Consider the following 22275-nt stretch of genomic DNA (forward strand, 5'->3'; position numbering starts at 1 on the left):
CGTCGAGTTGACTCACAGCCATGACCAACGAGATCACGCTGCCCGAGGTTCAGGAGTTCATTGCCGGATTCTGGTACCACTACGACCAGGGCCACTTCGACGAACTCGCACTGCGCATCGGCGAGGAAATGGAGTACCTCAGCCGGTCCGAGTCGGGTAACTGCCCGTTCGAGCATCTGCTCGCCGCCGAAGTGCACGGCGGTGCCGAGACATTGGCCTGGCTGACCCAGCACCGTAACGAAAACCCTTATCCGTTGCGCCACCACGCCACCAACATCTTCCGCACCGGCACCGACGGCGAGATCACCAACGCGCGCTTCTACATGTACGTCAACCAGGTAACCAACTCGGTACCCTTCGACGTGTCCAGCGGTGTGGCCGATGTCGGCATCCGCCGCGGCGACCGCGGCTTGGTCTTCACGTCGATGAAGGTCCTTCTCGACGCCGAGGATTCGATCCCGCTCGCCGAATACACCGCCAATAATGCCGCCGGCGCAGCAGCAGGTTCCTGACCCGATGTCCGCTCGCGACATCTTCGCCGGCGGCGTCGCTGTCGTCACCGGCGCCGGAGCAGGCATCGGCGCCGGTCTGGCCCGCCACGCGTCGCACCTGGGTATGACAGTGGTGCTCGCCGACGTCGACGGCGCTGCAGTGCGCGCGTTGAGCGACGAGCTCACCGCGGCGGGCGGGCATGCGGTGCCGACGGTGTGTGACGTCCGCGACGCCGATGCGGTGGCTGAACTGGCCGATCGCATCTATCGCGAGATCGGTCCGGTGCGACTGCTGGTCAACAACGCCGGCGTCGAACAATTCGGATACCTGTGGGATACCCCGGTGGCCAATTGGAACCGCGTCGTGGACGTCAACATCAACGGCGTATTCCACGGTGTGCGCGCCTTCCTGCCCAGGATGATCGAGGCGGGCACACCCGCGTGGGTGTGGAATCTGTCATCGATCGGTGGCGTCGCCGTCGTCCCCCTGCAAGCGCCCTACATCATGAGTAAACATGCAATTCTCGCGCTGACCGAGTGCCTGCAGCTCGAGGTTCAGCACGCCGGGCACGACCACATCCACGTGCAGGCTGTGCTGCCCGGTGCGGTGGTCTCCAACATCTTCGAGTCTGCCGGCGGTGTCAGCAACGGTGACGTAGCCGCCGCGGAATCTCAGCGCACCGCCATGCTCGACATCAAGGCCGAGGCCATGGATCCCATAGCCGCCGCGGAGGTGGTGTTCGAGCAGGCCGCGCAGGGTCGGTTCTATCTGCTCACCCAGCCTGAGTACGTCGGATCGGCGATGACCGAACGCGCCAATGTCCTTGCCGAACAACGACCCCCGATGCTGCGGACGCGGCGCCGGTTCGATCCTGCCGAGCATTGAGCGTGACCGTCTGGTCACTGGATCCCGACGCCGCGGCCCGAGTCGCAGCGTTCGGAGCCATACCCCCGATGCGCCGGCGCGGCCTGGATGCGGTGCGGCACGGACTCGAGTCGGCTCCCCTGCCCGACGACATGCCACCCATGGTCGCCGTGGAGGACTGTCCGATCCCGGGCCGGGCAGGCAAGATCGCCCTGCGCATCTACCGTCCGAGTTCCGATGCCGGCGGGCCGGTAGTGGTCTACTTCCACGGCGGCGGAATGGTACTGGGCTCCAACCGGTCGTTTGAACCCCTGGCGAGGATGCTGGCCGCTGCCGGCGACGCCACGGTGGTCGCGGTCGACTACCGACTGGCCCCGGAGAACCCGGCGCCGGCGCAGTTCGACGATGCGTTCGCCGCCACCTCGTGGGTGTTCGACAACGCCGACCGTCTGGGTGTCGATCCGGCGCGGCTTGCGGTGGCCGGCGACAGTGCCGGCGGATCATTGGCCGCCGCGGTGAGCCTGGCGGCGCGCGACCACGACGGACCCGCCATCGTCGCGCAGGTGCTGATGTATCCGGGTCTGGACCGTGACATGGCCGCGCCGTCGATCGTCGCGCTGCCCGACGCCCCGATGCTGTCGCTGGACGACATCCATTACATGCACGACCTGGCCGACCGCGGAGCGGGCGCACCGCACGACGCCTACCGGGTGCCGGCGTATGCAACCGACCTGACGGGGCTTCCCCCTGCGATCGTGGTGACCGCCGAGTGCGACCCGATCAGAGACTGGGGCGAACGGTACGCCGCGCGGCTGCGCGACGCCGGCGTGCAGACCACGGTGACTCGCTATCCCGGCGTCTACCACGGGTTCTTGATGCGCGCCGACGCGACGGCTCGCGGTCGGCTGGCCATCGCTGAGGTCGGCGCCCTGCTCCGGGCGAAATTCACCCACCCGTTGCGATTCTGACCACATCGCGGTTCTGACGCGATTGTCCCGATCACCGGAAAGCACCGATATGCACCGCTGAGATTCAGCACACAATCGACCTACCAGTGAACGACAAGAGGAGACTTCATGCTCACCGATGAACGGCGGATGGCGCTGTCCGACGTCCTGCGACCCGCGTCCCCGCCCGTCGAGGTCAGCAACGTCTACACCGACGACCAGCGCGACCGTCTCCTCGACGTGGTCCGCGCCGACGGTCCGTGGAAGCTGATCATCGCCCAGCACTTCGCCTCGGCCGACGAACTGATGGCCACGATGAGCGGTGCGTTCCCCGAGGGATTCACCCCGTCGCTGGACCTGTTCCTGACCCCGACGTTCCGTGGCTATCTGGCGAATTACGGGACCGTGCTCTATCCGGAACTGCACGACGTGTTCTACAACGCGCGCTTCCTCGACATGGCGAAGTCCTACTGGCAAGCCGAGTACGCCAAGCCTGAACTGATGCTGTTCAACATCAACGGGCCGTGCGCCAATCGTGATCCGGGACATCTGGATTCGCCGAGCTTCCGCGGCGTGCGCCACGAAAATGCGCCGACGTGGTTGTGCAGCGTGATGGGCAAGTCCGGACTGTTCACCGACTACCTGATCAAGATGGCGCAGGTCATCACCTGGTTCTCCCACGACTCGACCAGCGGATTCACCTACTGGCCGGAAGGGCCCCTCAAGCAACCGCAGCGCCTGCTTCCCCCGGTGTACAACCGCGGGGTGGTAGTCCAGAACGAGATGATGATGCACCGGGGCGAGGCCAACGGGCCACTGGAACAACAGGTCCCGTCAGGGCTGGAGTTCGACACCGTGTTCGCCGGGGACCCCGACGATCGCTCCATGTGGGTGCTGAAGAACGACGACCATGTGATCGCCCGCCACCACACCGACGAACTGCGCTTCCTGGTGCACTGGTCAGCGGAGGTGTTCTCCGACTTCGACGAACTGAAGAAGAACATGGACGGGTCCGATGACCTGACCATCGACAAGGCGATTGACATGCTGGTCGACAACCTCGCCACGACCGGTATCAAGCTCGACATCCCCAGCGCGCCATTGCACGACCCGGAGTTCATCGGGGCACTCAACGCCGCCTACGATCTCGGCGGACCGACGATCTACCCCGACGAAGCACCGCTGAGCGCATTTCAGATGGCCTAGTGGACGACTCGAGCGTGTGGCGAGTGCACCGATCGACCACGCCGTCGTCGACGTGGTGAACGAGTACCCGGCGTGCCTGGACACACGGGACTGGGCGGACCTGGACGGCGTTTTCACCCCCGATGTGGTCGGTCGCTGCGGATCGTTGATCGAACGACGGCATGCCAGAGTGGCATCGATCCGGAGCTTTCTCGACAACTATGGGCCACCCCCTCAGTGCTTCACCAAAGCACGCGTCATGCACATCGGCCAAGGGGCGCGGGCCGCGCTCGTTCCGTACGAAGCCATCGAGGTCTACCGGGATCAGTTCGTCAGAACACCCAAGGGGTGGCGAATCAAGCATCGCCACTTTTGATGTTCACATCACACTCGGAGACCTCAACGTGCTGCAGTCAGCATGATCGAAGGGATGGAAATGCAGAGATTCGACGACCGTAAGATACTCGTGACGGGTGCCGGCTCGGGCATCGGGCAGGCCACGGTCGCCCGGTTGCTCGCTGAAGGTGGCACGGTTGTGGCGTACGACGTCTCCGCCGACGGACTGGCCGCCACTGCGGCCGCCGCGGACGACACCGGCGACGGAATGCGGCTCACCACCGCCGTCCTCGACGTCTCGTCGGAGGATGCGGTCACGACGGCCGTCGACGCCGCGGCCACCGAGCTGGGTGGCATCGACGTCCTCGTCAACGCCGCAGCGATACAGCGCTGCGCGCACACTCACGAGCACACCCTCGACGACTGGAACACCACGCTGGCGGTCAATCTCACGGGAACCTTCCTGATGACTCGGCGGGCACTGCCTGCGCTGCTGGCATCCGGGCATGGAGTGGTCGTGAACTTCACGTCGACGGCGGCGTCGTTCGCACACCCGTACATGGCCGCTTACGCCGCGAGCAAGGGCGGCGTGCTGGCGTTCACCCATGCGTTGGCGCTGGAGTACTCGAAGCAGGGCTTGCGCGCGGTGAACGTCCAACCAGGAGGTGTCGCAACCGCTTTGGCGTTGAGCACGCTGGACAAGATGCCGGAGGGTTATGACCTCGGGCTGTGGGCCAAGCAGACCCCACTGATCGGTGGCCGGGACAACGAGATACTCGGCGATCCGGGCGCGGTGGCATCGGTGATCGCGATGGTCGCCTCCGAGGACGGCCGTTTCATCACCGGCACCGAGATCCGTGTCGATGGTGGCGCGCACGCCTGAGTCGGACCGACCGCCCAGCATCTAAGGACCGCTGATTATCTGAGTGAAGGACTCCGGACTGTGCAGATCAAGGACAAGGTCTTCGTTGTCACCGGTGGAGGCAACGGGATCGGCCGCGAGGTCGTTCTCGGCTTGGCCCGCCGGGGGGCGCGGGTGTCCGCGGTCGACCTCGACGAACGAGGGCTCGCGGAGACGAAAGAACTTGCCGGGGCAGGGGACGCGGTATTCCCGCACAGGGTCGACGTGACCGATCGCGCCGCGGTCGCGGTGCTGCCTGCGGAGGTGACCAACGTCCACGGGCAGATCGACGGCGTGGTGAACATCGCCGGCATCATCCACCGGTTCGCTCCGTTCACCGAACTGTCCGTCGGCGATATCGACAGGATCATCGACGTCAACTTCTGGGGGACGGTCAACGTGTCCCGCGCCTTCCTTCCCATCCTGGTCGAGCGGCCTGAGGCGAATCTGACCAACATGTCGAGTCTGGCGGCATTGATCCCGTTCCCCGGTCAGATCTTCTACGGCGCCGGCAAGGGTGCGGTGAAGCAATTCAGCGAAGGTCTCTATGCTGAACTGCTCGACACGAATGTCCATGTCGTGACGGTCTTTCCCGGTAACGTCAGCACGAACCTTGCCGGCAACTCGGGTGTGCAGATGGTTGATGCAGGCGGGCGCAAGGTCCGCTCCACGACTCCTGAGGTGGCCGCGGCGAAGATCGTCGACGGCATGACAAGGGACAGCTTCCGGGTGGTGGTCGGTACCGATGCTCGCCTCCTCAGCGCACTGTGTTGGATCTCGGCGAAGCGCACCACGGGATTTGTTGCCAGGCAGATGAAGTCGGTGCTTTGACCGTCATGGGTCCAACACGCGAGTACGACGTCTCGTGGTCGGGTTCGGGGCCGCCGGCGCGGCAGCGGCGATCGAGGCAGCAGATCGGGGCGCGCGGGCGCTCGTGTTGGATCGCGGCTACGGGGGCGGTGCCACCGCCCTCTCAGGCGGCATCACCTATGCCGGAGTTGGCACCCAGGAACAGTGCGACGCGGGTATGCGGACACCATAGATAATCTTCGGGCGTACCTCATACAGGAGGTTGGTGACGCCGTCAGCGACGAGACGCTCGACCGGTGCTGCGAACAGAGCCCTGGACTCATCACGTGGCTGACAGAGCAGAGCGTCGATTTCAAGGGCGGGCCGGTGTGCCGGCCTCTACGCGGCCGGCCCCGCCTCCAACGGTGGCCGCTGCTTGGGATGGATGAACACACCCTCGGCCTGCACCGTGACCCCGTGCCCGTCGGTGATCTCCCCGACCGCGAACGTCTTGACCCCTTCCACCCGCTGCACGCGGGCCTGGGCACGCAGCGGCCCCAACGGCGTGCCCCTCAGATACCGGACGGTGAGCGTGCCGGTGTAGGCGGGCCGGCCTGGCTGATGCGCGGTGGCACCCAGCACATGGTCGAGCACGAGCGCACACACGCCACCGTGCACGTGACCGGCCGGACCTTCGTAGGCCGCACCGAGCACGAACTCCGTCCACACCTGACCGTCCGGTTCGTGGTGCACGAACAACGGCGGCGCGACGGGGTTACGGATACCGATCGCGACGTTCCCCCAGGCGCTGCCCTGCCCGTCGGGGGTCGTGCGAAGGCCGAACGATCCCGGCATGAGTTCGACGCTGAGCTGCTCACATGCAGTGTCGATGAGCTGCCTCGCCGCGAGCACCGCGGCGGCATCAGCCTCGGTGCGGATGGTGACATCGATGAGTTTGCGTACCGAGACGGCCAGCGGTTCGTACACCGCCTCCAGCGGATGCGGATCAGTCATGGAGGTCGATGCCGCCGTATCCGCCCCGGTAGAACAGCAACGGACGCCTGCCCTCGTGGGCGTGAAGGCCGGTCACCCTGGCCACGACGATGGTGTGGTCTCCAGCGCCATGCTCGAATTCGACGTCGGCCTCAATAGAGGCCAGTGCGCCGTCGAGGACCGGTGCCCCGTTGTCGCCAGGTGCCCACGAGACCTCTGCGAACTTGTCGACACCCGACGTGGCGAACGTTGCGCACACCGTTCGTTGGCCGACGGCCAGCACGTTGATGCAGACCCGTCCCACGGTTCGAATCAGCGGCCAGCTCGACGAGGTGTGTGCAGGGCAGAACGAGACATAGGGCGGATCCAGCGACACCGACGTCACCGATTGGCAGGCGAAGCCGTACGGGCGGGCACCGTCATGCCCGGTGATCACCGCGACGCCGGTACAGAAATGCCCCAGCACCGCACGCATCGTCACTGCATCCGGCCGGTTGATCACGCGTGCGCCGGGCGGTTGATGGTCTGAAGTGTTCATCGCTCTCCATGGCTGTCGGCTGTCTGATTGCAGAGTGTCCGGCGGGGTGGACGCACGCAACACCAACTCCCGACCACCGGTCGTCACACGCGCCACTCAATGGTCGGGTTGCTAGTCTTCCGCAATGGAAGGTGACGATCCCGCGGCGAAACCGGCTCTTGCCGCGACCAGTTGGGCGATCCTGGCCATCCTGTCGTACGAGGACGAGCTCTCGGGCTACGACGTGAAGAAGGTGACGGAATGGAGCATTCGGTATTTCTACTGGAGTCCGTCGTTCAGCCAGATCTATGCCGAACTGAAGAAGCTCGAGAAGCTCGGCCTCGTCACCTCGCGCCTCGATCACGACAACGGTGCCCGTAGCCGCCGCCTCTACAAGATCACCGCAGCTGGGCTGCAGGCCGTGAGAGGTTGGGCCAACGATACTCCCGCTGAGCCGCCGATGTTGAAACACGGTGTGCTGCTCAGGGTTGCGTTCGGACACTTGGCCGACCCCGGGAAGCTCAAGGAGCTGTTGCAGGAACACGTCGAATTCGCCGAGAACATGCAGCGACAGGCAGCGCACGATGCACACGGCGCCGAAACGTTGGATGCGTGGGCCTACCCGCGTCTGGCCCTGCAGTGGGCCGCCCGGTACTACACGAACGAGCGTGAGCTCGCCCAACAGATGATCAAGGATCTCGACGAAGCCGAAGAGGCCTATGCGCGCTCCGGCGGCGCGGCCGGGGTACCCGGTCCCGGCCCGCGATACTGGCGAGAAGTCGAACAGCGGGTCGCAGCAGAAGACGAAGAACGGTCCTAGTCCTGTCCTGCTGCATCCCGGGCAGCGATGTAACCGAAGACCAGCCCCTGAGCGATCGTGGCTCCGGCGCCGGGGTAGCTCGCGCCGAACGCATTCGCCGCGGTGTTGCCGAGGGCATACAGACCATCAACCGCGGAACCGTCTTCGCGCAGCACCCGGGCCCGGTCGTCGGCCTGTAGGCCGCCACAGGTTCCCAGATCGCTCAGCACCATCTTGACCGCGTAGAACGGTCCCTGGGTCAGCGGTCGGAGGTTCGGATTCGGGGTCACGGTCGGGTCGCCGTAGTACCGGTCGTAGGCGCTCTGTCCGCGCCGGAAGTCGGGGTCACTGCCGGCGTAGGCGCCGGAGTTGAAACGGTTGATGGTGTCGAGGAACTGCTCGCGGGGCACACCGATCGCCGTGGCGAGGCCGCCCATATCTGCAGACTTGTGAGCGATACCCGCCTCGTACCAGCTCTGCGGGATCGGCATCCGCGGAAACAGTTCTGCAGCAAAGACATAACTGTTTCGGTACTGCTGATCGAAAATGATCCACATCGTTTCCACCGGGTTGCCCGCGCGTTCCCGTTCGAGTACACGCTGCCCGAAGGACATGTAGTCGGCCGACTCGTTGGTGAAGCGGGCGCCTGACTGGTCGACGATCAACGACCCGGGCAGCGAGCGCTCGGCCAGCATGACCGCCGGCGCTCCGTCGGGCAGCGCGGCGACCGCGGGGAACCACCAGGATTGCTCCATCAGATCGATGGCGGCGCCAACCTCCTGGCCGATCCGGATTGCGTCGCCGGTGTTCGTCTCGGCACCCAGGCTGGCGTGTGACTCGAGGGCCTCGGACTGGAACTTCCACCGCATGCCCATGCTGTGGTCGAACCCTCCGGCAGCCAGAACGACCCCGCGCCTGGCGGCGATCGTGTAGTCCTGTCCGTTTTGTTCCACCACCGCGCCGGTGACCCTGTCACCTTCGGTCGTCACGCGGGTCAGCGTCGTGTCCGTCCAGATCGGAATGCCGGCCCGCAACACTCCGGAGAACAAGGCGGCCGCCAGTGCCTGCCCGCCCGCGACGTAGTGCCGGCCGAGCAGCAGCCCGCCGATACCCTGCGCCAGCCGCTTCGCCACCAGAGGCAGGCCTTTGCGGGGCACCCTCGCCATCAGATTGAGCCAGCGGTAATCAGCGCCGGTGGTGGGCATCGGGACAGAGGCCTTCATTACCCCCGGACGCAACCGGGAGCGGTATTCGCCGAGGATCGACGTGTCCAACGGTCGGCACTCGCAGGTGCGCCCCGCCGCGGAGCCGCCTGGTTTCTCAGGGTGGTAATCGGAATAGTCCTTCGCCCAGAACAGACGCATGGGCGTGGTGCGCCGCAACATCTCCACCGTCGGCGCCTGGTTGGCAAGGAATGCGCTTGCTCGCGCGGTCGAGATGGTGTCGGCAACGACTGATGAGAGATAGGTCTGAGCGCGTTCGGCGCTATCTCCGGCGCCGGCCTCGGCCAGCACCGGGCTGGCAGGCAACCACAGCGCTCCGCCCGATCGTGCGGTGGACCCGCCGACCACGGAGGACTTCTCCACGATCAGCACAGATAGGCCACGCTCGCGCGCCGCCAGGGCCGCCGCCATGCCGGTGCCTGAGCCGACGACCAGCAGGTCGACGGTGGTGTCGCGGACGGGCAATCCGGTGGGAATGGTCGAGGAGTGCGCAGTCGTCACAGGCGAAACGTAGGACAACCCGCGACTGGGTCGACCGCGCTGTCCCAATGAGCGGAAGACGGTGTCCGGCAGGGGCACAAAAACCGATTCAATGCCTTCAACACCGACCCGAGCCAATCTATAAGGACGGTTCAGATGACCACCGCCAGCCAGCATGACGAGGTTCGATTGATCGAAGCCGAGGCGGCGCCGACTCGTTTCGCCCGGGGTTGGCACTGTCTGGGGCTGACAAGGGAGTTCGGCGACGGATCACCGCATCAGGTGAACGCCTTCGGCCAGAAGCTCGTGGTCTTCCGCGGCGCGGATGGCGCAATCAACGTCCTGGACAGCTACTGCAGGCACATGGGCGGCGACCTCTCCCAGGGGCAGGTCAAGGGCAATGAGATCGCCTGCCCCTTCCACGACTGGCGCTGGGGCGGCGACGGACGGTGCAAGAACGTGCCTTACGCCCGAAGGGTGCCCCGCCTGGCCCGTACGGCCACGTGGACGACGATGGAGCAGGACGGGATGCTCTTCGTCTGGAACGATCCGGAGCGCAAACCACCCCCCGCCGATGTCACCATTCCCCGCATCGAGGGGGCGACCAGCGACAACTGGACCGATTGGCACTGGTACACCACAGTGGTCAACACCAACTGTCGCGAGATCATCGACAACGTCGTGGACATGGCCCACTTCTTCTACATTCACGGCTCGTTGCCCACCCACTTCAAGAACATCTTCGAAGATCACGTAGCCACCCAGTACATGAAGAGCGGCGCTCGACCCGATCTGGGAGATCCCGAGGGGGTCAAGCTGATCGGCACGACGTCCTTGGCGTCCTATCACGGACCTTCCTTCATGATCGATGACCTGACCTACCACTACGAAGGCACTGATCAGCGCACCGTGCTGATCAATTGCCACTACCCCATCGATGCGAATTCCTTTGTGTTGCAGTACGGCATCGTCGTGGAGAAATCGGAGTTCCTTCCCGAAGACCTCGCGATCCAGACGGCCGTTGCTCTCGGCGATTTCGTGAAGATGGGTTTCGAGCAGGACGTCGCTATCTGGCGCAGCAAGGCACGCATCGACAACCCCCTGTTGGTCGAAGAGGACGGGCCGGTGTATCAGCTGCGTCGCTGGTACGAGCAGTTCTACGTGGACGTCGCCGACGTCACGCCGGACATGGTGGACCGCTTCGAGTTCGAGCTGGACACCACCCGTCCGAGCGAGGCGTGGATGAAGGAGATCGAGCACAACATGGCAGCCAGGGCCGCGGTGTCGGGAACCGTGGGATGACCCTGCGCGCCGACAACAGGCTCGCCGAGGCCCCCATGACGATGGTGGATTGCGGGCGATGCGCGGCCCGCGTCATGGTGCGCAAGAGCAGCTGGAATCAAACCAGCGTGCAATGGGATGCGGCGGCCTCGGAGAGTTGCCTCGAGCGAGATGCCGCAGAGCAGCTCGCGCCGACTGGGGAACACGAACTCTTTCTCGCGTGCACGGCGCTGAGCATCTCGATTTCCGACGCGGTGCGCCGCGGCGAATTGCCGATCGTCGACCAGGATTCCACTGTCAGCGGACGATGACAGAACTCGGCTCCCTTGGGGCTCCCAACATCTCGCGGTGCGAAGGCGGCCTACGGCCCCCCTCGTCGGTGACCCCGTACCGCTGCGCCAGTTCCGCACCGATCACCGTCTGGCCGCTGAGCTCACCCAGAGTCGGATCGTAGTACAGCGCATCGATGAGGTGGCCGGTGAACTCCGGGGTCTCGGCCTGCTCGGCGAACTCCGCCAGCGCGTCCTGATTGTCGTGGAAGGCCGAACGCAGCTTGTCGGTCAACAGGATTCCCATCCAGATCGACACCGTTGTGACGGCGGTGCCGCGGAAGTCGACCGCCATGTCGGCGGCCATCTTGTCGACGCCGGCCTTCTGTGCCCCGTAGGCCGGGCCGTGCATGTAGCAGACCGACCCCGGCGAGGAGGTGAAGACGATCAGCCCGCGGTCCGCGGCCAGCAGCAGCGGAGCGGCGTGCCAGGCCGCGATGTAGGACGACCGCAGACCGACGTCCAGCACGTCGGCCAGCTCGCGGGGCTTCTCCCAGAACGGTGCCGCGCCGATCAGATCGTCGGAGATGACCGCGGCGTTGTTCACCAACAGATCCAGCCGGTCACACTCCTGGCTCACCCGCTCGAACAGCCGCTCGACGGCGGCATCGTCCCGATGGTCGAGCGGGACCGCGACGACGCCCTCGGGCGCGTCGAGCATGCTGCGCCCCGTCCCGTACACCCGCCAACCGTTGGCCGCCAGTGCAGTCGCAATGCCGCGTCCGGCGCCCCGGCTGGCACCGGTCACCACGGCTACCGGGGCCGGGTCAGTCATGTGACCAACCCTAGAGGCAGTAGCTTCATCTGTTGACCCACTCTCGACGAGGAGATGTCATGAGCAGAGCTCACCCCGACCCACCGCTACGTGTCATCCAGTGGACCACCGGCAACATCGGGCGACGGTCACTGCATGCCATCATCGGTCGCGACGACATGGAACTGGTCGGCGTGTTCGCCCATGGCGCCGACAAGGTCGGAGTCGACGCGGCGGAGCTGTCCGGGTGGCCTGAACCCACCGGGGTGACGGCGACCGACAACATCGAGAAGCTGGTGGCGCTCAAGCCTGATGCCTGTTGCTACAACCCGTTGTGGCCCAGCATCGACGAGTTGGTCCGGCTGCTGGAGTCCGGTATCAACGTCTGCTCCAGTGCTGCCTGGATCACAGGTGGCAAGCAGTCGCCGGAGGATCTGAATCGCATTCGAACGGCTTGCGAGAAGGGCGGTTCCACGATCTTCGGCAGCGGTGCGCATCCGGGGATGAGCAACCTGGTCGGGATGGTGCTCTCGGGCGCCTGTGAGCGCGTCGACGAGATCCGGATCACCGAATCGGTGGACTGCTCCACCTATGAGTCCGCGGGCACCCAGACCGCGATGGGCTTCTCCCAGGACCCCGACACGCCGGGCCTGGCCGAGAACGTGCGCAGGGAGAGCGAGGTGTTCGCCGAGTCCGCCGCGATGATGGCCGACGCGATCGGAGCCACGCTCGACCGGATCACGTTCGACGTGACGTTCACCGCGGCCACCGGTGACAGCGACCTCGGCTTCATGCAGATCCCGAAGGGCACCGTCGCCGGCGTGCACGGCTACCACCGCGGCTGGGTCGGCGACCGCAATGTGGTCAGCGTCGGGTTCAACTGGATCATGGGCGATCAGGTCACCCCACCCAAGCCGCTCGAGCACGGCCACGTCGTCCAGGTGTTCGGCCTGCCGAACATGCGCACCGTGGTGCACTGCCTGCCGCCCAAGGACTGGACCGAACCCGGTTTCATGGGGCTGGGCATGATCTACACCGCGATGCCGGTGACCAACGCGGTCCCCGCGGTGGTCGCCGCGGCACCGGGCATCGTGACACTGGCCGATCTGCCGCCCATCACCGGCCGCTCGGCAGTCTGAATCTCACCGCTTCAGAAGGGTGGTGGTTTGTTGTGTTCGGCGACGAGGTCGTCGTTGAGGCGGCGTTCGGCGGTGATGGTGTGGGCGCGGTTCTGGGCGCGGGTGTGTCGGCGTCGGGGCATCATGGCGCCGCGTTGGTCGGTGGTGGTGTTGGTGTTTCGGGGTGGGTCGCCGTCCCACAGGGCCGCGGTGGGTGGGCTCAGCGCGGGGAACAGGGCCGCCCCTGCAGGGTGGGTGGTGTAGGTGTGGCCGGTGGGGCTGGTCCAGATGATGGTGCCGTCGGGTAGTTGTCGGTCGTGCCAGCCGTTCTCGCCGGTCCAGAAGGTTTTCAGGAGGTGATGGAAGCGGCATAGGCATTTGCAGTTGGAGGCGTGGGTGGGTCCGACCGGGTAGGGCACAGTGTGGTCGATGTCGGCTTCGGTGGCTGGGGCGTCGCAGCCGGGGAAGCGGCAGGTCAGGTCGCGGCAGCGGATGAAGTCGGCCAGTGCCCGGGAGGGGGTGTAGCGCGGCTCGGGCGGGGCCAGGCCGGGGTGGGTGACGGTGCGCAGCCGGGCGCGGGCCAGCAGCGGGTCGAGCAGGACCGCGGGCAGGATCCCGGCTCCGAACACGAACGCCGGCGACGCTGGGGTGCAGGATTCGGGCTTGTTCTCGGGCTCGCCGTTGGGCTCGTCGCCGGGACCGCCGCTGTCGTCACGGTCGCCGTCACCGGGATCCCCGCCGCCGGACCCACCGTCGGGCCCGCTGGGTCCGGCGTCGCCGTCACCGGGATCCCCGCCGTCACTGGGATCCCCACCGTCACTGGGGCTGTCTTGGCTGGCGGCGGTGAGGGTCTCGTGGTCGGCGACGACGTAGACGACGGTGTTCTTGTCGTTGGGGTTGGCGCGGGTGGTCTCGCAGTCGGGATCTGCGCACTGGCAGCTCATGGTGGTCTGTTGGATCAGCGCGCTCAGGGCGTCGGCGCGACGCTCCTCGGCGCTGCGGGGATCACGGTCACAGACGCTGTAGGCCATCTCCTGCACACGTTTCTCGTCGAGGGCGGCGTCGGCGCTGAACAGTCGAGCCCACAGGCTGGTGTAGCCGGGTGGGTCGCCGGGGGAGCCGAATTGCACATCGCGGCGGCTGACTGATTCGCGGGCGCGGCGCAGCGCGCCGGGATCGTGGCGTTCGATCAGCGCGTCGATGGCCTGTTCGGTCTTCTTGATCGACAGCGCGCCCCACGCACCGATCCGCTCGGCGAGTTCAGCATCCACGGCGGTCATCGCGGCGGGGTCTTCGATCAGGTAGGTGCGCCACACGATCGCCCGGACCAGCATTTCGCTGATCAGCCCGGCGTCGAACAGTGCGGCGACCTTGGGCAGCCGATCACGCAGCGCGACCCCGCGGTGGGCCTGATGCGAGGCCAACGAGCGGGTGATGTTCTGGGCGGCGGCCAGTTCGGCGACCACGGCGGCTTCGGGGTCGAGCCACCACGATTCGCGATCCCCGGGGGGCAGGTCGGTGCGGCGGGTGAAGATCTCGGCCATCACCGACAACTTGCGCGCACACGCGGCGTTTTCGGTGCGCGCCCACCCTCGGGCGGCGTCGACCAACTCGGCATCGGTGAGCGAGGCCAGGTCCGCGGTTTCGGGGAGTCCTTCATCGAACATGCTTCGAACACTAGTTCGACCCACTGACAAGTTTCACCGATGTGTTTCTGCCAGCCGTCGTTCATATCCTGCCACCGGAATTAAACCCCTGACCTGCCGGTTTAGGCCATCAGAACCACAAGAAAGCAACACAGAACGTCGAAACCGCGAGATTCGCTCCACGGCTCCGACCCAACACATAGGGAGCAGAGACCATGAAGAACTTCACCGCCGCCACCACCATCACCGCCATCGCCGCCGGATTCACCGCCGCCTTCATCGGGCTGGCCGGTCCCGCCGCTGCCGGGCCGTGGCCGCCGAAAGCGGCCCCCTCGGGCTCCGGCAGCGCCGCCGACACCATCGCCTCACTCGAGGCCGACGGCAACCGCGTCATCGTCAACCGCCAGGGCTCGACCGCACTGGACAGCGCCGAAGTCGTCTCGGTCCGTCAGGGCCAGCCGATCCGCGAATACGTCTGGGACGCCCAGGGCGACCGCCGGGTTCTGCAGAACACCGGCAACGTGGTCTTCGTCGACGTCAAGTAACCCCACAGAGCCGAAAGGGGCACCTCCACCAGGAGGTGCCCCTTTTCTCGTCAGCGACCGCGGCCTCGGCGAGCAACGGGACCGAGGTGTTTCTGCCAGCAGCCGTTCAATTACTGCCACCGGAATTAATCCCCTGACCTGCTGGTTTAAGCCATCAGAACCAACAAGATCAGCAAGATGTAGAACACATAGGGAGCAGAGACCATGAAGAACTTCACCGCCGCCACCACCGCCACCGCCATCGCCGCCGGATTCACCGCCGCCTTCATCGGGCTGGCCGGCTCCGCCGCCGCCGCCCCGTCCGGCTCCGGCAACGCCGCCGACACCATCGCCTCACTCGAGGCCGACGGCAACCGCGTCATCGTCAACCGCCAGGGATCCACCGCACTGGACAGCGCCGAAGTCGTCTCGGTCCGCCAGGGCCAGCCGATCCGGGAATACGTCTGGGACGCCCAGGGCGACGACCAGGTCCTCGAAACCACCGGCAACGTCGTCTTCGTCGACGTCAAGTAACCCCCGAAACCACAATAAGGGGCGCCCCCTCCCCCCCGGGGCGCCCCTTTTGTCATTCCGCGACTGCGTGGCCGCCTACGGTTCGGCGACCTGGATGGCCACCCCGACGGCTCCGCCACCCACATGCACCGACAGCACCGGCCCCATGTCGGCGACGGTCAGCGATGACAACTGCGGAAGACGTCGCGTCAGTGCGGCTCCCAGTGCGTCGGCGGCATCGTGGTTGTCGACGTGATGCACCACGACGTCCGCCGTGTTCTCGCCCACCACCTCGGCGACCCGTTCCACCATCGCGGCGTGCGCCTTGGTTACGGTTCTGATGCGCTGGTCGAGCACCAGTCTCCCGTCGACGTCCAGACACAGCAGGGGTTTGAGCGCCAGCGCAGTGCCCAGCCACGACGCGGTCGTGCGGATCCGTCCGCTGCGCCGCAGGTTGTCCAGGCGGTGCACGACGAGGAAGACGTTCGTACGGCCCAATGTCGACCGCGCCGCGGCTTCGACGGAATCGACATCGGCACCCGAGGCCGCGTACCGAGCCGCGGCCATCGCCACGAAACCGACACCCATCGCCGCCGAACGGGAGTTCACGACCCGCACCGACGGTCCGAACTCTCGCGCCGCCGTGACGGCTGCACTGTAGGTGCTCGACAGCGCGGCCGACAGATGTACTGCCACCACGCCGTCACCCCCGCTGTCGGCCAGAGCCAGGCGATAGGTCTCGACGAGCTCGGCCGGCGTGGCTCCCGCAGTCGTCACCCCGTGCCGGTCGTGGATGTCGTACGGGACGTCGTCGACGCCGTCGCGCAGGTCCATGCCGTCGACAAGCACATGCAATGGCACCTCGCGAATGTCCCAGCGCTTACGCTCGTCGAGCCGCAGGCGCGATGACGAATCGCAGACAACCACTACAGACATGACTGCTAACCGCTCGAATCAGGCAGGTGCACACCGGCTTCGGCGAGTCCCTTGATCATCAGTTCCGCCACCGCGCGGTGCGCCTCGAAGTTCCAGTGGATGCCGTCCGGGTTGCCCCGACCACTCATCACCTGCTCGGACACCGCCGCCTTGAGATCGACCAGCGGCACCTGGTGCTCGACTGCCCATTGCGTGATCGCCTCGACCGTTCCCGGCCTGCCGTGGTGCGCCAGCCCGTAGGTGGGCGCCCGGTGCACCGACGGCAGCGAAGCCACCACCGGAATTCCGGGCCGGTTGAAATCGATTGCGGCTCTCGTCATTTCGAGATACTCCACGGTCAGATGCGGGGGCAACGCCGGCCGTGCGAACGGTGAGAACCGTGGCTGCGCCCACCCGTAGCCGTCCCGCACCCAGCGGCGCAGCCACGGCGGCCGCACGTACCGGATCATCTCGCGCAGAGCGGTGGGCAACGGTGACGGCAACGAATCCATCCCGGACGTCGCGAAGATCACCGCCCCGGCGCGCGGCAACGCCGCCCACGACCGCGGGTCCTGCGTGGCCGCCCACCACACGTCGCGACTGGTCCAGCCGATCCGTCCGATCAGTTCGAGATCCCAACCGAGTTGATCGGCAACAATGTTCGGCCAGATGCGGGGATCATCGGACGGCAGACCACCGGTCGGACCGTAGTAGGACAGCGAGTCACAGAAGAGCAGCAGGGTCCGGCGGGGCAGATCCACAGCAGGCGACTCAGAGGACATCGTTGGCGACCTGCGCCGAGGCGTTCCACACGTCCAGACGCCACCGGATGTCGTCGAAAGAGTCCCGCGCCCCGTCGGGCCGAGAGTGTCCGGCCAACTGCACCCAGCTGGCATTGCCCATGCCGCCCAGCACCGGCCAGTTGTCGACGGGCAGCCCCAGCAGCGCACCGGTCAGGGCGGCGATCAGCCCGCCGTGCGCCACCAGCACCACCGGTCGGTCGGGTTCGTCGCCGCCCCACTCGGGCTGCCCTGCCACCAGTTCCCGCATCAGCGGCATACTGCGGGCCGCGACATCGACGCGGCTCTCACCACCGTGCGGAGCCCAGCGCGCATCGTCCCGCCATGCCAGCCTGGCGCCTGGAGCGACCGCGTCGACCTCGAGGTGCGTCATCCCCTGCCAGTCACCGAGATGGGTCTCCCGCAACCGGGTGTCGATACTGACCGGTTGCCCGCTGCGGTCACCGAGCGCGACGGCGGTGTCCAGCGCGCGCCGCAGATCCGACGACACGATCAGCAGCGGCTGGCGCTTGGCGAGCACTTCGGCCGCGGCGACAGCTTGTTCCCGCCCCAGTTCGCTGAGGTCGGTGTCCAACTGGCCCTGCATCCGGCTGCCGGCGTTGTACTCGGTCTGACCGTGCCGCAGCATGACCAGGCGGCGGATCGTCATTCGGTCGGCTCCCCCGCATCGTCCAGGTCGACGGGCACGGTCGGGCAGTCCCGCCACAGCCGGTCCAGCGCGTAGAAATTGCGCTCGTCCTGATGCTGGATGTGCACGACGATGTCGACGTAGTCGAGCAGGGTCCAGCGGCCTTCGCGGGTGCCCTCACGGCGGGCCGGCTTGTGTCCGGCGGCGCGCATCTTCTCCTCGACCTCGTCGACGATCGCGTTCACCTGCCGCTCGTTGGACGCCGAGGCGATGACGAAGCAGTCGGTGATGACGAGTTGACCGGACACGTCGATGACGACGACGTCGTCGGCGAGTTTGGCCGCAGCGGCCCGCGCGGCGACTTCGGCCATGTCGATGGCTTCCTTGGTGGCGGTCAGAACCGGTCTCCTTCACCTGTGAGGCTGGGGCTTTTTTCACTTCTGTACAGATCCCGTTTCGCGACGTACTGCACGACACCGTCGGGCACCAGATACCAGATGGGTCTGGACTCCTCGGCGCGGACCCGGCAGTCGGTCGAGGAGATCGCCAGCGCGGGCACCTCGACCAGGTGCAGCGCGTCGGAGGGTAGTTCCGCCATCGCGGCCGCGATGTGTTTGCCGTCGAGTTCGTACCCGGGCCTGTTGACGCCGACGAACCTGGCGATCGCGAACATCTCTTCCCAGTTCTGCCACGACAGGATCGACGCGAGCGCATCCGCGCCGGTGATGAAGTACAGGTCGGCGTCGGGATTGAGGGCGTAGAGATCGCGCAGCGTGTCCTTGGTGTAGGTCGGCCCGCCGCGGTCGATGTCCACCCGGCTGACGGAGAACCGCGGGTTGGAGGCTGTGGCGATCACCGTCATCAGATAGCGGTCCTCGGCGGCGGTGACTGTCCTGGTGCGCTTCTGCCACGGCTGACCGGTGGGGACGAACACCACCTCGTCGAGTTCGAACAGGTCGGCGACCTCGCTGGCGGCCACGAGGTGACCGTTGTGGATGGGATCGAAGGTCCCACCCATCACCCCCAGCCTTCTCTGCCGTCGCTCCCCTGGTTGCACGAATAGCGAGCTTACTCAGACCCCCGAGAGCCGGGGCGTCTGGAGAACTTCGGTGACCTCGAATGCGGCGCGATCAGCGCGGTACACGTCGTACCCGTACTCCACGCACCGGCCGGTGGTGTCCTCGGTGCGCCGGGTGAGCAGGGTCCCCGCCGATCCGGCCCGTACTCCCAGCTGCACGCTGGTCGCGTCGTCGAGCACGATCGACTCCAGCACCGCCGTCGAGCGCGCCAGCTCGATCCCGTACCGGTTGCGCAGCGCCGCCCACAGGGACCCCTGCTCCGGCTCGTCGAGGATCCCGGGAGTGAGCGCGGCAGGCATGTACGTCGTCTCCAGTGCGAACGGGACATCGTCGACGGTGCGCAGCCGGTGGAACGCGTGCACGGAGGCGCCGGCGGCCAGGCCGAGGGCGCCACGCACCACCGGGGTGGCGGGCTGGTGCACGGCCCACAGCTGACGCGCGGCGGGCCTGCGGCCCATCCGGGCGACCTCCTCGGAGAAACTGCCGACGTGGAACCGCACCCGGGGCTCGGCGACGAACGTGCCGCGCGGCGGGTTCCGGTACACCAGACCTTCGCTCTCCAACAGGGACAACGCCAGCCGCGCGGTCATCCGGCTGACGCCGTGCACTTCGGCCAGCTCACGTTCAGACGGCAGTAGCGTGTGAGGCGCCAGTTGCTCGGAGGCGATCCGGTCGCGGACGTCGGCCGCAATCGTCATGTACAGCGGCGCGCCTGAAGGCATCCATGCAGCGTAGCGGGGGTGAGCACGGTCCAGATGCGGTTCGCGGCGAACGTGTGTTGACGGGCTGAACTAGACGGGCAGCAGGGCGTCGATCACCGAGGCCAGCTGCTTGGCCGAACGGCATTCGTGCATCGTGATGACGTCCTCGTACCGCGGCACCGCCGAATCACCGCTTCCCCAGAGGTGTCTGGGTTCGGGATTGAGCCAGTGGGCGTGCCTGCTGGCATTGACCATGTGGGCGAGCAGTTCGGTCTCGGGATTGCGGTAGTTGTTGCGGCCGTCACCGAGCACCAGCAGCGAGCTGCGCGGCGAGAGCACATTCGGATACTGGTCGAGGAAGGACACGAACGCGTGGCCGTAGTCGGAGTGGCCGTCCCGGGTGTAGACCCCCGCCTCCCGGGTGATGCGCTGCACGGCGACCGCCAGATCGGAGTCGGGGCCGAACAACTGGGTCACCTCGTCGGTGGTGTCGATGAAGGCGAACACGCGAACCCTGGAGAACTGCTGGCGCAGGGCGTGCACCAGCAGCAGCGTGAAGTGGCTGAAGCCCGCCACCGAACCGGACACGTCGCACAGCACCACCAGCTCGGGCCGCGCCGGGTGCGGTTTCTTGAGAACCACGTCGATCGGCACGCCGCCGGTGGACATCGACTTGCGCAGCGTCTTGCGCAGGTCGATCTCACCGGCACGTGACCGCCGCCGCCGGGCGGCCAGCCGGGTGGCCAGCGTGCGCGCCAGCGGCTGCACCACGCGGCGCATCTGCCGTAGCTGTTCGCCGGATGCCCGGAGGAACTCGACGTTCTCCGCGAGCTGCGGGACGCCGTACATCTGCACGTGGTCGCGGCCCAACTGCTCGGCGGTGCGCCGCTTGGTCTCGGCTTCGACCATCCTGCGCAGCTGGGTGACCCGCTGAGCAGCCAGCGCCTTGGCGATCTGCTCCTGGGTGGGTGTGGGTTCCTCGCCGTAGGGGGCCAGCAGCCCGGCCAGCAACCGACCTTCCAGATCGTCCAGGCTCATCGCCTTGAGCGCCTGATACGACGAGTACGACGGGCCGCGACTGGAGTTGTAGCGTCCGTACGCCTCGACGATCTGGGCGATCATGGCGGCCAGCCGCTCGTCGAGGTTGGCCAGCTCCTCGTTGTCGCTGAGCATGTCGACGAGCGCGCTGCGCAGCGCCTCGATGTCCTCGGCCGGCAACCCCTGTTCGTCGGTCTCGTCGTCGAGCACCGTCCGGGCACCGAGTGCGGCCGGGAAGTAGAGGTCGAACAACGCGTCGTAGGTCTCGCGATGGTCCGGGCGGCGCAGCACGGCGCAGGCGATGCCCTCGCGCAGCACGTTCCGGTCGCCGAGGCCCAGCGTCGCCATCACCCGGCCGGCATCCACCGTCTCCGACGGACCCACCGAGATCCCTTGTCCGCGTAGCGCTTCCACGAACTCCACCAGATGGCCCGGAATTCCGTGGGGCGCCAGCGGCTGCGGCGGGCGGGTGCGTCGGACCGCCATCAGTTGAGCCTCAGCTCCCCGGAGGCCTTGATCTGGTCGGACTGGTGTTTGAGCACGACACCCAGCGTCGCCGCGATTAGCTCGTCGTCGATGGTGTCGAATCCCAGCGCCAGCACGGTGCGACCCCAGTCGATGGTCTCGGCCACCGACGGCACCTTTTTGAGCTGCATGCCGCGCAGTACGCCGATGATGCGGACCAGCTCCTCGGCCAGGTGTGCGGGCAGTTCGGGAACCCGCGAGAGCAGGATGCGACGTTCGAGGTCGGGGTCGGGGAAGTCGATGTGCAGGAACAGGCAGCGACGCTTGAGCGCCTCGGACAGCTCCCGGGTGGCGTTGGATGTCAGCACCACCAGCGGTTTACGGGTGGCGGTGATGGTGCCGAGTTCGGGCACTGTCACGGCGAAATCGCTGAGCACCTCAAGCAGCAGACCTTCGATCTCGATGTCGGCCTTGTCCGTCTCGTCGATCAGCAGCACCGTCGGCTCGGTCTGCCGGATCGCGGTCAACAGCGGACGGGACAGCAGGAACTCCTCGGAGAAGACGTCGTCCTTGGTGCGGTCCCAGTCTTCACCGTCGCCCCCCGCACCCGCGTTTCCTGCCTGGATACGAAGGATCTGCTTGGCGTGGTTCCACTCGTAGAGCGCCCGCGCCTCGTCCACACCCTCGTAGCACTGCAACCGCACCAGCTCAGAGCCGGTGGCCTGCGCGACGGCGCGGGCCAGTTCGGTCTTGCCGACACCGGCGGGCCCCTCGACCAGCAATGGCTTGCCCAGCCGGTCGGCCAGGAAGACCGCGGTGGCGGTGGCGGTGTCGGGCAGATAGCCGGTCTCGGACAACCGACGTGCGACATCGTCGATGTCGGCGAATATCGGCACCGTACGTGCGGGGAAGCTCATGGATTGATCCTCTTCGCGCAAGCGCTCATCGATGTTTGCTC

Annotated in this window: 27 protein-coding genes; 14 read left to right on the forward strand and 13 right to left on the reverse strand. The window is 66.6% G+C overall.

All coding sequences use genetic code 11. The annotated features are described in order from the left end of the window. Positions 1–20: 20 nt before the first annotated feature. From G6N53_RS22715 to G6N53_RS30320, 8 genes are all read left to right on the forward strand, one after another. Positions 21–512 (forward strand): polyketide cyclase, encoded by a 492-nt coding sequence (locus G6N53_RS22715; RefSeq protein WP_163892469.1) that lies wholly within the window; start codon positions 21–23, stop codon positions 510–512. Positions 513–516: 4 nt separating this feature from the next. Next, positions 517–1377, forward strand: a complete 861-nt coding sequence (locus G6N53_RS22720; RefSeq protein WP_163892472.1) for an SDR family NAD(P)-dependent oxidoreductase — start codon at positions 517–519, stop codon at positions 1375–1377. Between the two features lie 2 nt (positions 1378–1379). Continuing rightward, on the forward strand, positions 1380–2324 hold the full coding sequence (locus G6N53_RS22725; RefSeq protein WP_163892475.1) for an alpha/beta hydrolase: 945 nt from the start codon (positions 1380–1382) through the stop codon (positions 2322–2324). Between the two features lie 108 nt (positions 2325–2432). After that, positions 2433–3509, forward strand: coding sequence for a hypothetical protein (locus G6N53_RS22730; protein WP_163892478.1), 1077 nt, complete (start codon positions 2433–2435; stop codon positions 3507–3509). Between the two features lie 16 nt (positions 3510–3525). Continuing rightward, positions 3526–3864, forward strand: coding sequence for a nuclear transport factor 2 family protein (locus tag G6N53_RS22735; RefSeq protein WP_163892481.1), 339 nt, complete (start codon positions 3526–3528; stop codon positions 3862–3864). 60 nt (positions 3865–3924) lie between these two features. Beyond that, a complete protein-coding gene (locus G6N53_RS22740; protein WP_163896260.1) occupies positions 3925–4707 on the forward strand; it encodes an SDR family NAD(P)-dependent oxidoreductase in 783 nt (260 codons plus the stop codon). 60 nt (positions 4708–4767) lie between these two features. Further along, the gene (locus tag G6N53_RS22745) at positions 4768–5556 is read left to right on the forward strand and encodes an SDR family NAD(P)-dependent oxidoreductase (RefSeq protein WP_163892484.1); all 789 of its coding nucleotides are present in this window, start codon (positions 4768–4770) and stop codon (positions 5554–5556) included. Between the two features lie 34 nt (positions 5557–5590). Further along, positions 5591–5767, forward strand: coding sequence for an FAD-binding protein (locus tag G6N53_RS30320; protein ID WP_237166613.1), 177 nt, complete (start codon positions 5591–5593; stop codon positions 5765–5767). A gap of 146 nt (positions 5768–5913) precedes the next feature. Here the strand turns inward: G6N53_RS30320 and G6N53_RS22755 are convergent, their stop codons facing one another. Together G6N53_RS22755 and G6N53_RS22760 are read right to left on the reverse strand one after the other, a co-directional pair. Continuing rightward, entirely contained in the window at positions 5914–6528 is a 615-nt protein-coding gene (locus G6N53_RS22755; protein ID WP_163892487.1) for a PaaI family thioesterase, read from the reverse strand. Further along, positions 6521–7045 carry a flavin reductase family protein gene (locus G6N53_RS22760; protein ID WP_163892490.1) on the reverse strand — a complete coding sequence of 175 codons (525 nt, stop codon included), beginning with the start codon at positions 7043–7045 and terminating at the stop codon, positions 6521–6523. The genes G6N53_RS22755 and G6N53_RS22760 overlap by 8 nt, the downstream gene beginning before the upstream one ends. Before the next feature lie 124 nt (positions 7046–7169). Between G6N53_RS22760 and G6N53_RS22765 the strand changes: the two genes are divergently transcribed. Then, positions 7170–7844, forward strand: coding sequence for a PadR family transcriptional regulator (locus G6N53_RS22765; protein WP_163892493.1), 675 nt, complete (start codon positions 7170–7172; stop codon positions 7842–7844). Here G6N53_RS22765 and G6N53_RS22770 read toward each other — a convergent pair. Continuing rightward, the gene (locus G6N53_RS22770; protein ID WP_163892496.1) at positions 7841–9547 is read right to left on the reverse strand and encodes a 3-ketosteroid-delta-1-dehydrogenase; all 1707 of its coding nucleotides are present in this window, start codon (positions 9545–9547) and stop codon (positions 7841–7843) included. The genes G6N53_RS22765 and G6N53_RS22770 overlap by 4 nt on opposite strands. A gap of 135 nt (positions 9548–9682) precedes the next feature. On the opposite strand from G6N53_RS22770, the gene G6N53_RS22775 reads away from it, so the two are divergent. Further along, complete coding sequence (locus tag G6N53_RS22775) at positions 9683–10828, forward strand: 3-ketosteroid-9-alpha-monooxygenase, oxygenase component (RefSeq protein ID WP_163892499.1); 1146 nt, start codon at positions 9683–9685, stop codon at positions 10826–10828. Then, positions 10825–11118 carry a ferredoxin gene (locus tag G6N53_RS22780; RefSeq protein ID WP_163892502.1) on the forward strand — a complete coding sequence of 98 codons (294 nt, stop codon included), beginning with the start codon at positions 10825–10827 and terminating at the stop codon, positions 11116–11118. The genes G6N53_RS22775 and G6N53_RS22780 overlap by 4 nt, the downstream gene beginning before the upstream one ends. On the opposite strand, the gene G6N53_RS22785 is transcribed toward G6N53_RS22780, so the two are convergent. Beyond that, a complete protein-coding gene (locus tag G6N53_RS22785) occupies positions 11105–11911 on the reverse strand; it encodes an SDR family NAD(P)-dependent oxidoreductase (protein WP_163892505.1) in 807 nt (268 codons plus the stop codon). The two genes, G6N53_RS22780 and G6N53_RS22785, sit on opposite strands and share 14 nt — an antisense overlap. Before the next feature lie 59 nt (positions 11912–11970). Here G6N53_RS22785 and G6N53_RS22790 point away from each other — a divergent pair, with 59 nt between their 5' ends. Next, positions 11971–13029 carry an NAD(P)H-dependent amine dehydrogenase family protein gene (locus G6N53_RS22790; protein WP_163892508.1) on the forward strand — a complete coding sequence of 353 codons (1059 nt, stop codon included), beginning with the start codon at positions 11971–11973 and terminating at the stop codon, positions 13027–13029. Between the two features lie 11 nt (positions 13030–13040). Here the strand turns inward: G6N53_RS22790 and G6N53_RS22795 are convergent, their stop codons facing one another. Then, complete coding sequence (locus G6N53_RS22795) at positions 13041–14675, reverse strand: HNH endonuclease signature motif containing protein (protein WP_163892512.1); 1635 nt, start codon at positions 14673–14675, stop codon at positions 13041–13043. A gap of 194 nt (positions 14676–14869) precedes the next feature. Between G6N53_RS22795 and G6N53_RS22800 the strand changes: the two genes are divergently transcribed. Together G6N53_RS22800 and G6N53_RS22805 are read left to right on the forward strand one after the other, a co-directional pair. After that, complete coding sequence (locus tag G6N53_RS22800) at positions 14870–15199, forward strand: hypothetical protein (RefSeq protein WP_163892516.1); 330 nt, start codon at positions 14870–14872, stop codon at positions 15197–15199. 204 nt (positions 15200–15403) lie between these two features. After that, positions 15404–15712 (forward strand): hypothetical protein, encoded by a 309-nt coding sequence (locus tag G6N53_RS22805; RefSeq protein WP_163892519.1) that lies wholly within the window; start codon positions 15404–15406, stop codon positions 15710–15712. A gap of 75 nt (positions 15713–15787) precedes the next feature. Here G6N53_RS22805 and G6N53_RS22810 read toward each other — a convergent pair whose 3' ends face one another. From G6N53_RS22810 to G6N53_RS22845, 8 genes are all read right to left on the reverse strand, one after another. After that, positions 15788–16627, reverse strand: coding sequence for a DegV family protein (locus G6N53_RS22810; protein WP_163892521.1), 840 nt, complete (start codon positions 16625–16627; stop codon positions 15788–15790). Between the two features lie 5 nt (positions 16628–16632). After that, complete coding sequence (gene octT / locus G6N53_RS22815; RefSeq protein WP_163892524.1) at positions 16633–17388, reverse strand: diglucosylglycerate octanoyltransferase; 756 nt, start codon at positions 17386–17388, stop codon at positions 16633–16635. Then, entirely contained in the window at positions 17378–18055 is a 678-nt protein-coding gene (gpgP, locus tag G6N53_RS22820) for a glucosyl-3-phosphoglycerate phosphatase (protein ID WP_163892527.1), read from the reverse strand. The genes octT and gpgP overlap by 11 nt, the downstream gene beginning before the upstream one ends. Beyond that, positions 18052–18432 carry a ribosome silencing factor gene (gene rsfS, locus G6N53_RS22825; protein WP_163896262.1) on the reverse strand — a complete coding sequence of 127 codons (381 nt, stop codon included), beginning with the start codon at positions 18430–18432 and terminating at the stop codon, positions 18052–18054. Before rsfS ends, gpgP begins: the two co-directional genes overlap by 4 nt. Next, positions 18429–19091, reverse strand: coding sequence for a nicotinate-nucleotide adenylyltransferase (gene nadD / locus G6N53_RS22830; RefSeq protein ID WP_163892530.1), 663 nt, complete (start codon positions 19089–19091; stop codon positions 18429–18431). Before nadD ends, rsfS begins: the two co-directional genes overlap by 4 nt. Before the next feature lie 15 nt (positions 19092–19106). Beyond that, positions 19107–19835 carry a GntR family transcriptional regulator gene (locus G6N53_RS22835; protein ID WP_163892533.1) on the reverse strand — a complete coding sequence of 243 codons (729 nt, stop codon included), beginning with the start codon at positions 19833–19835 and terminating at the stop codon, positions 19107–19109. 69 nt (positions 19836–19904) lie between these two features. Further along, the gene (locus tag G6N53_RS22840) at positions 19905–21338 is read right to left on the reverse strand and encodes a vWA domain-containing protein (protein ID WP_163892536.1); all 1434 of its coding nucleotides are present in this window, start codon (positions 21336–21338) and stop codon (positions 19905–19907) included. After that, positions 21338–22234: an AAA family ATPase gene (locus G6N53_RS22845; protein ID WP_163892539.1), complete on the reverse strand. Its 897-nt coding sequence runs from the start codon at positions 22232–22234 to the stop codon at positions 21338–21340. The genes G6N53_RS22840 and G6N53_RS22845 overlap by 1 nt, the downstream gene beginning before the upstream one ends. Positions 22235–22275 lie beyond the last annotated feature (41 nt).

It is taken from the genome of Mycolicibacterium hippocampi (assembly GCF_010723735.1).
Taxonomy (GTDB): domain Bacteria; phylum Actinomycetota; class Actinomycetes; order Mycobacteriales; family Mycobacteriaceae; genus Mycobacterium; species Mycobacterium hippocampi.

Bases quoted from the DNA above. Each gene is read 5' to 3' on its own strand.
- G6N53_RS22740 (WP_163896260.1), top strand. From the start codon at position 3,925: ATGCAGAGATTCGACGACCGTAAGATACTCGTGACGGGTGCCGGCTCG.
- gpgP (WP_163892527.1), bottom strand. From the start codon at position 18,055: ATGACGATCCGCCGCCTGGTCATGCTGCGGCACGGTCAGACCGAGTAC.
- G6N53_RS22730 (WP_163892478.1), top strand. From the start codon at position 2,433: ATGCTCACCGATGAACGGCGGATGGCGCTGTCCGACGTCCTGCGACCC.
- G6N53_RS22805 (WP_163892519.1), top strand. From the start codon at position 15,404: ATGAAGAACTTCACCGCCGCCACCACCGCCACCGCCATCGCCGCCGGA.
- G6N53_RS22755 (WP_163892487.1), bottom strand. From the start codon at position 6,528: ATGACTGATCCGCATCCGCTGGAGGCGGTGTACGAACCGCTGGCCGTC.
- G6N53_RS22780 (WP_163892502.1), top strand. From the start codon at position 10,825: ATGACCCTGCGCGCCGACAACAGGCTCGCCGAGGCCCCCATGACGATG.
- G6N53_RS22720 (WP_163892472.1), top strand. From the start codon at position 517: ATGTCCGCTCGCGACATCTTCGCCGGCGGCGTCGCTGTCGTCACCGGC.
- G6N53_RS22835 (WP_163892533.1), bottom strand. From the start codon at position 19,835: ATGCCTTCAGGCGCGCCGCTGTACATGACGATTGCGGCCGACGTCCGC.
- G6N53_RS22775 (WP_163892499.1), top strand. From the start codon at position 9,683: ATGACCACCGCCAGCCAGCATGACGAGGTTCGATTGATCGAAGCCGAG.
- G6N53_RS22800 (WP_163892516.1), top strand. From the start codon at position 14,870: ATGAAGAACTTCACCGCCGCCACCACCATCACCGCCATCGCCGCCGGA.
- G6N53_RS22715 (WP_163892469.1), top strand. From the start codon at position 21: ATGACCAACGAGATCACGCTGCCCGAGGTTCAGGAGTTCATTGCCGGA.
- G6N53_RS22790 (WP_163892508.1), top strand. From the start codon at position 11,971: ATGAGCAGAGCTCACCCCGACCCACCGCTACGTGTCATCCAGTGGACC.
- G6N53_RS22795 (WP_163892512.1), bottom strand. From the start codon at position 14,675: ATGTTCGATGAAGGACTCCCCGAAACCGCGGACCTGGCCTCGCTCACC.
- G6N53_RS22760 (WP_163892490.1), bottom strand. From the start codon at position 7,045: ATGAACACTTCAGACCATCAACCGCCCGGCGCACGCGTGATCAACCGG.
- G6N53_RS22810 (WP_163892521.1), bottom strand. From the start codon at position 16,627: ATGTCTGTAGTGGTTGTCTGCGATTCGTCATCGCGCCTGCGGCTCGAC.
- octT (WP_163892524.1), bottom strand. From the start codon at position 17,388: ATGTCCTCTGAGTCGCCTGCTGTGGATCTGCCCCGCCGGACCCTGCTG.
- G6N53_RS22765 (WP_163892493.1), top strand. From the start codon at position 7,170: ATGGAAGGTGACGATCCCGCGGCGAAACCGGCTCTTGCCGCGACCAGT.
- G6N53_RS22845 (WP_163892539.1), bottom strand. From the start codon at position 22,234: ATGAGCTTCCCCGCACGTACGGTGCCGATATTCGCCGACATCGACGAT.
- G6N53_RS22785 (WP_163892505.1), bottom strand. From the start codon at position 11,911: ATGACTGACCCGGCCCCGGTAGCCGTGGTGACCGGTGCCAGCCGGGGC.
- G6N53_RS22840 (WP_163892536.1), bottom strand. From the start codon at position 21,338: ATGGCGGTCCGACGCACCCGCCCGCCGCAGCCGCTGGCGCCCCACGGA.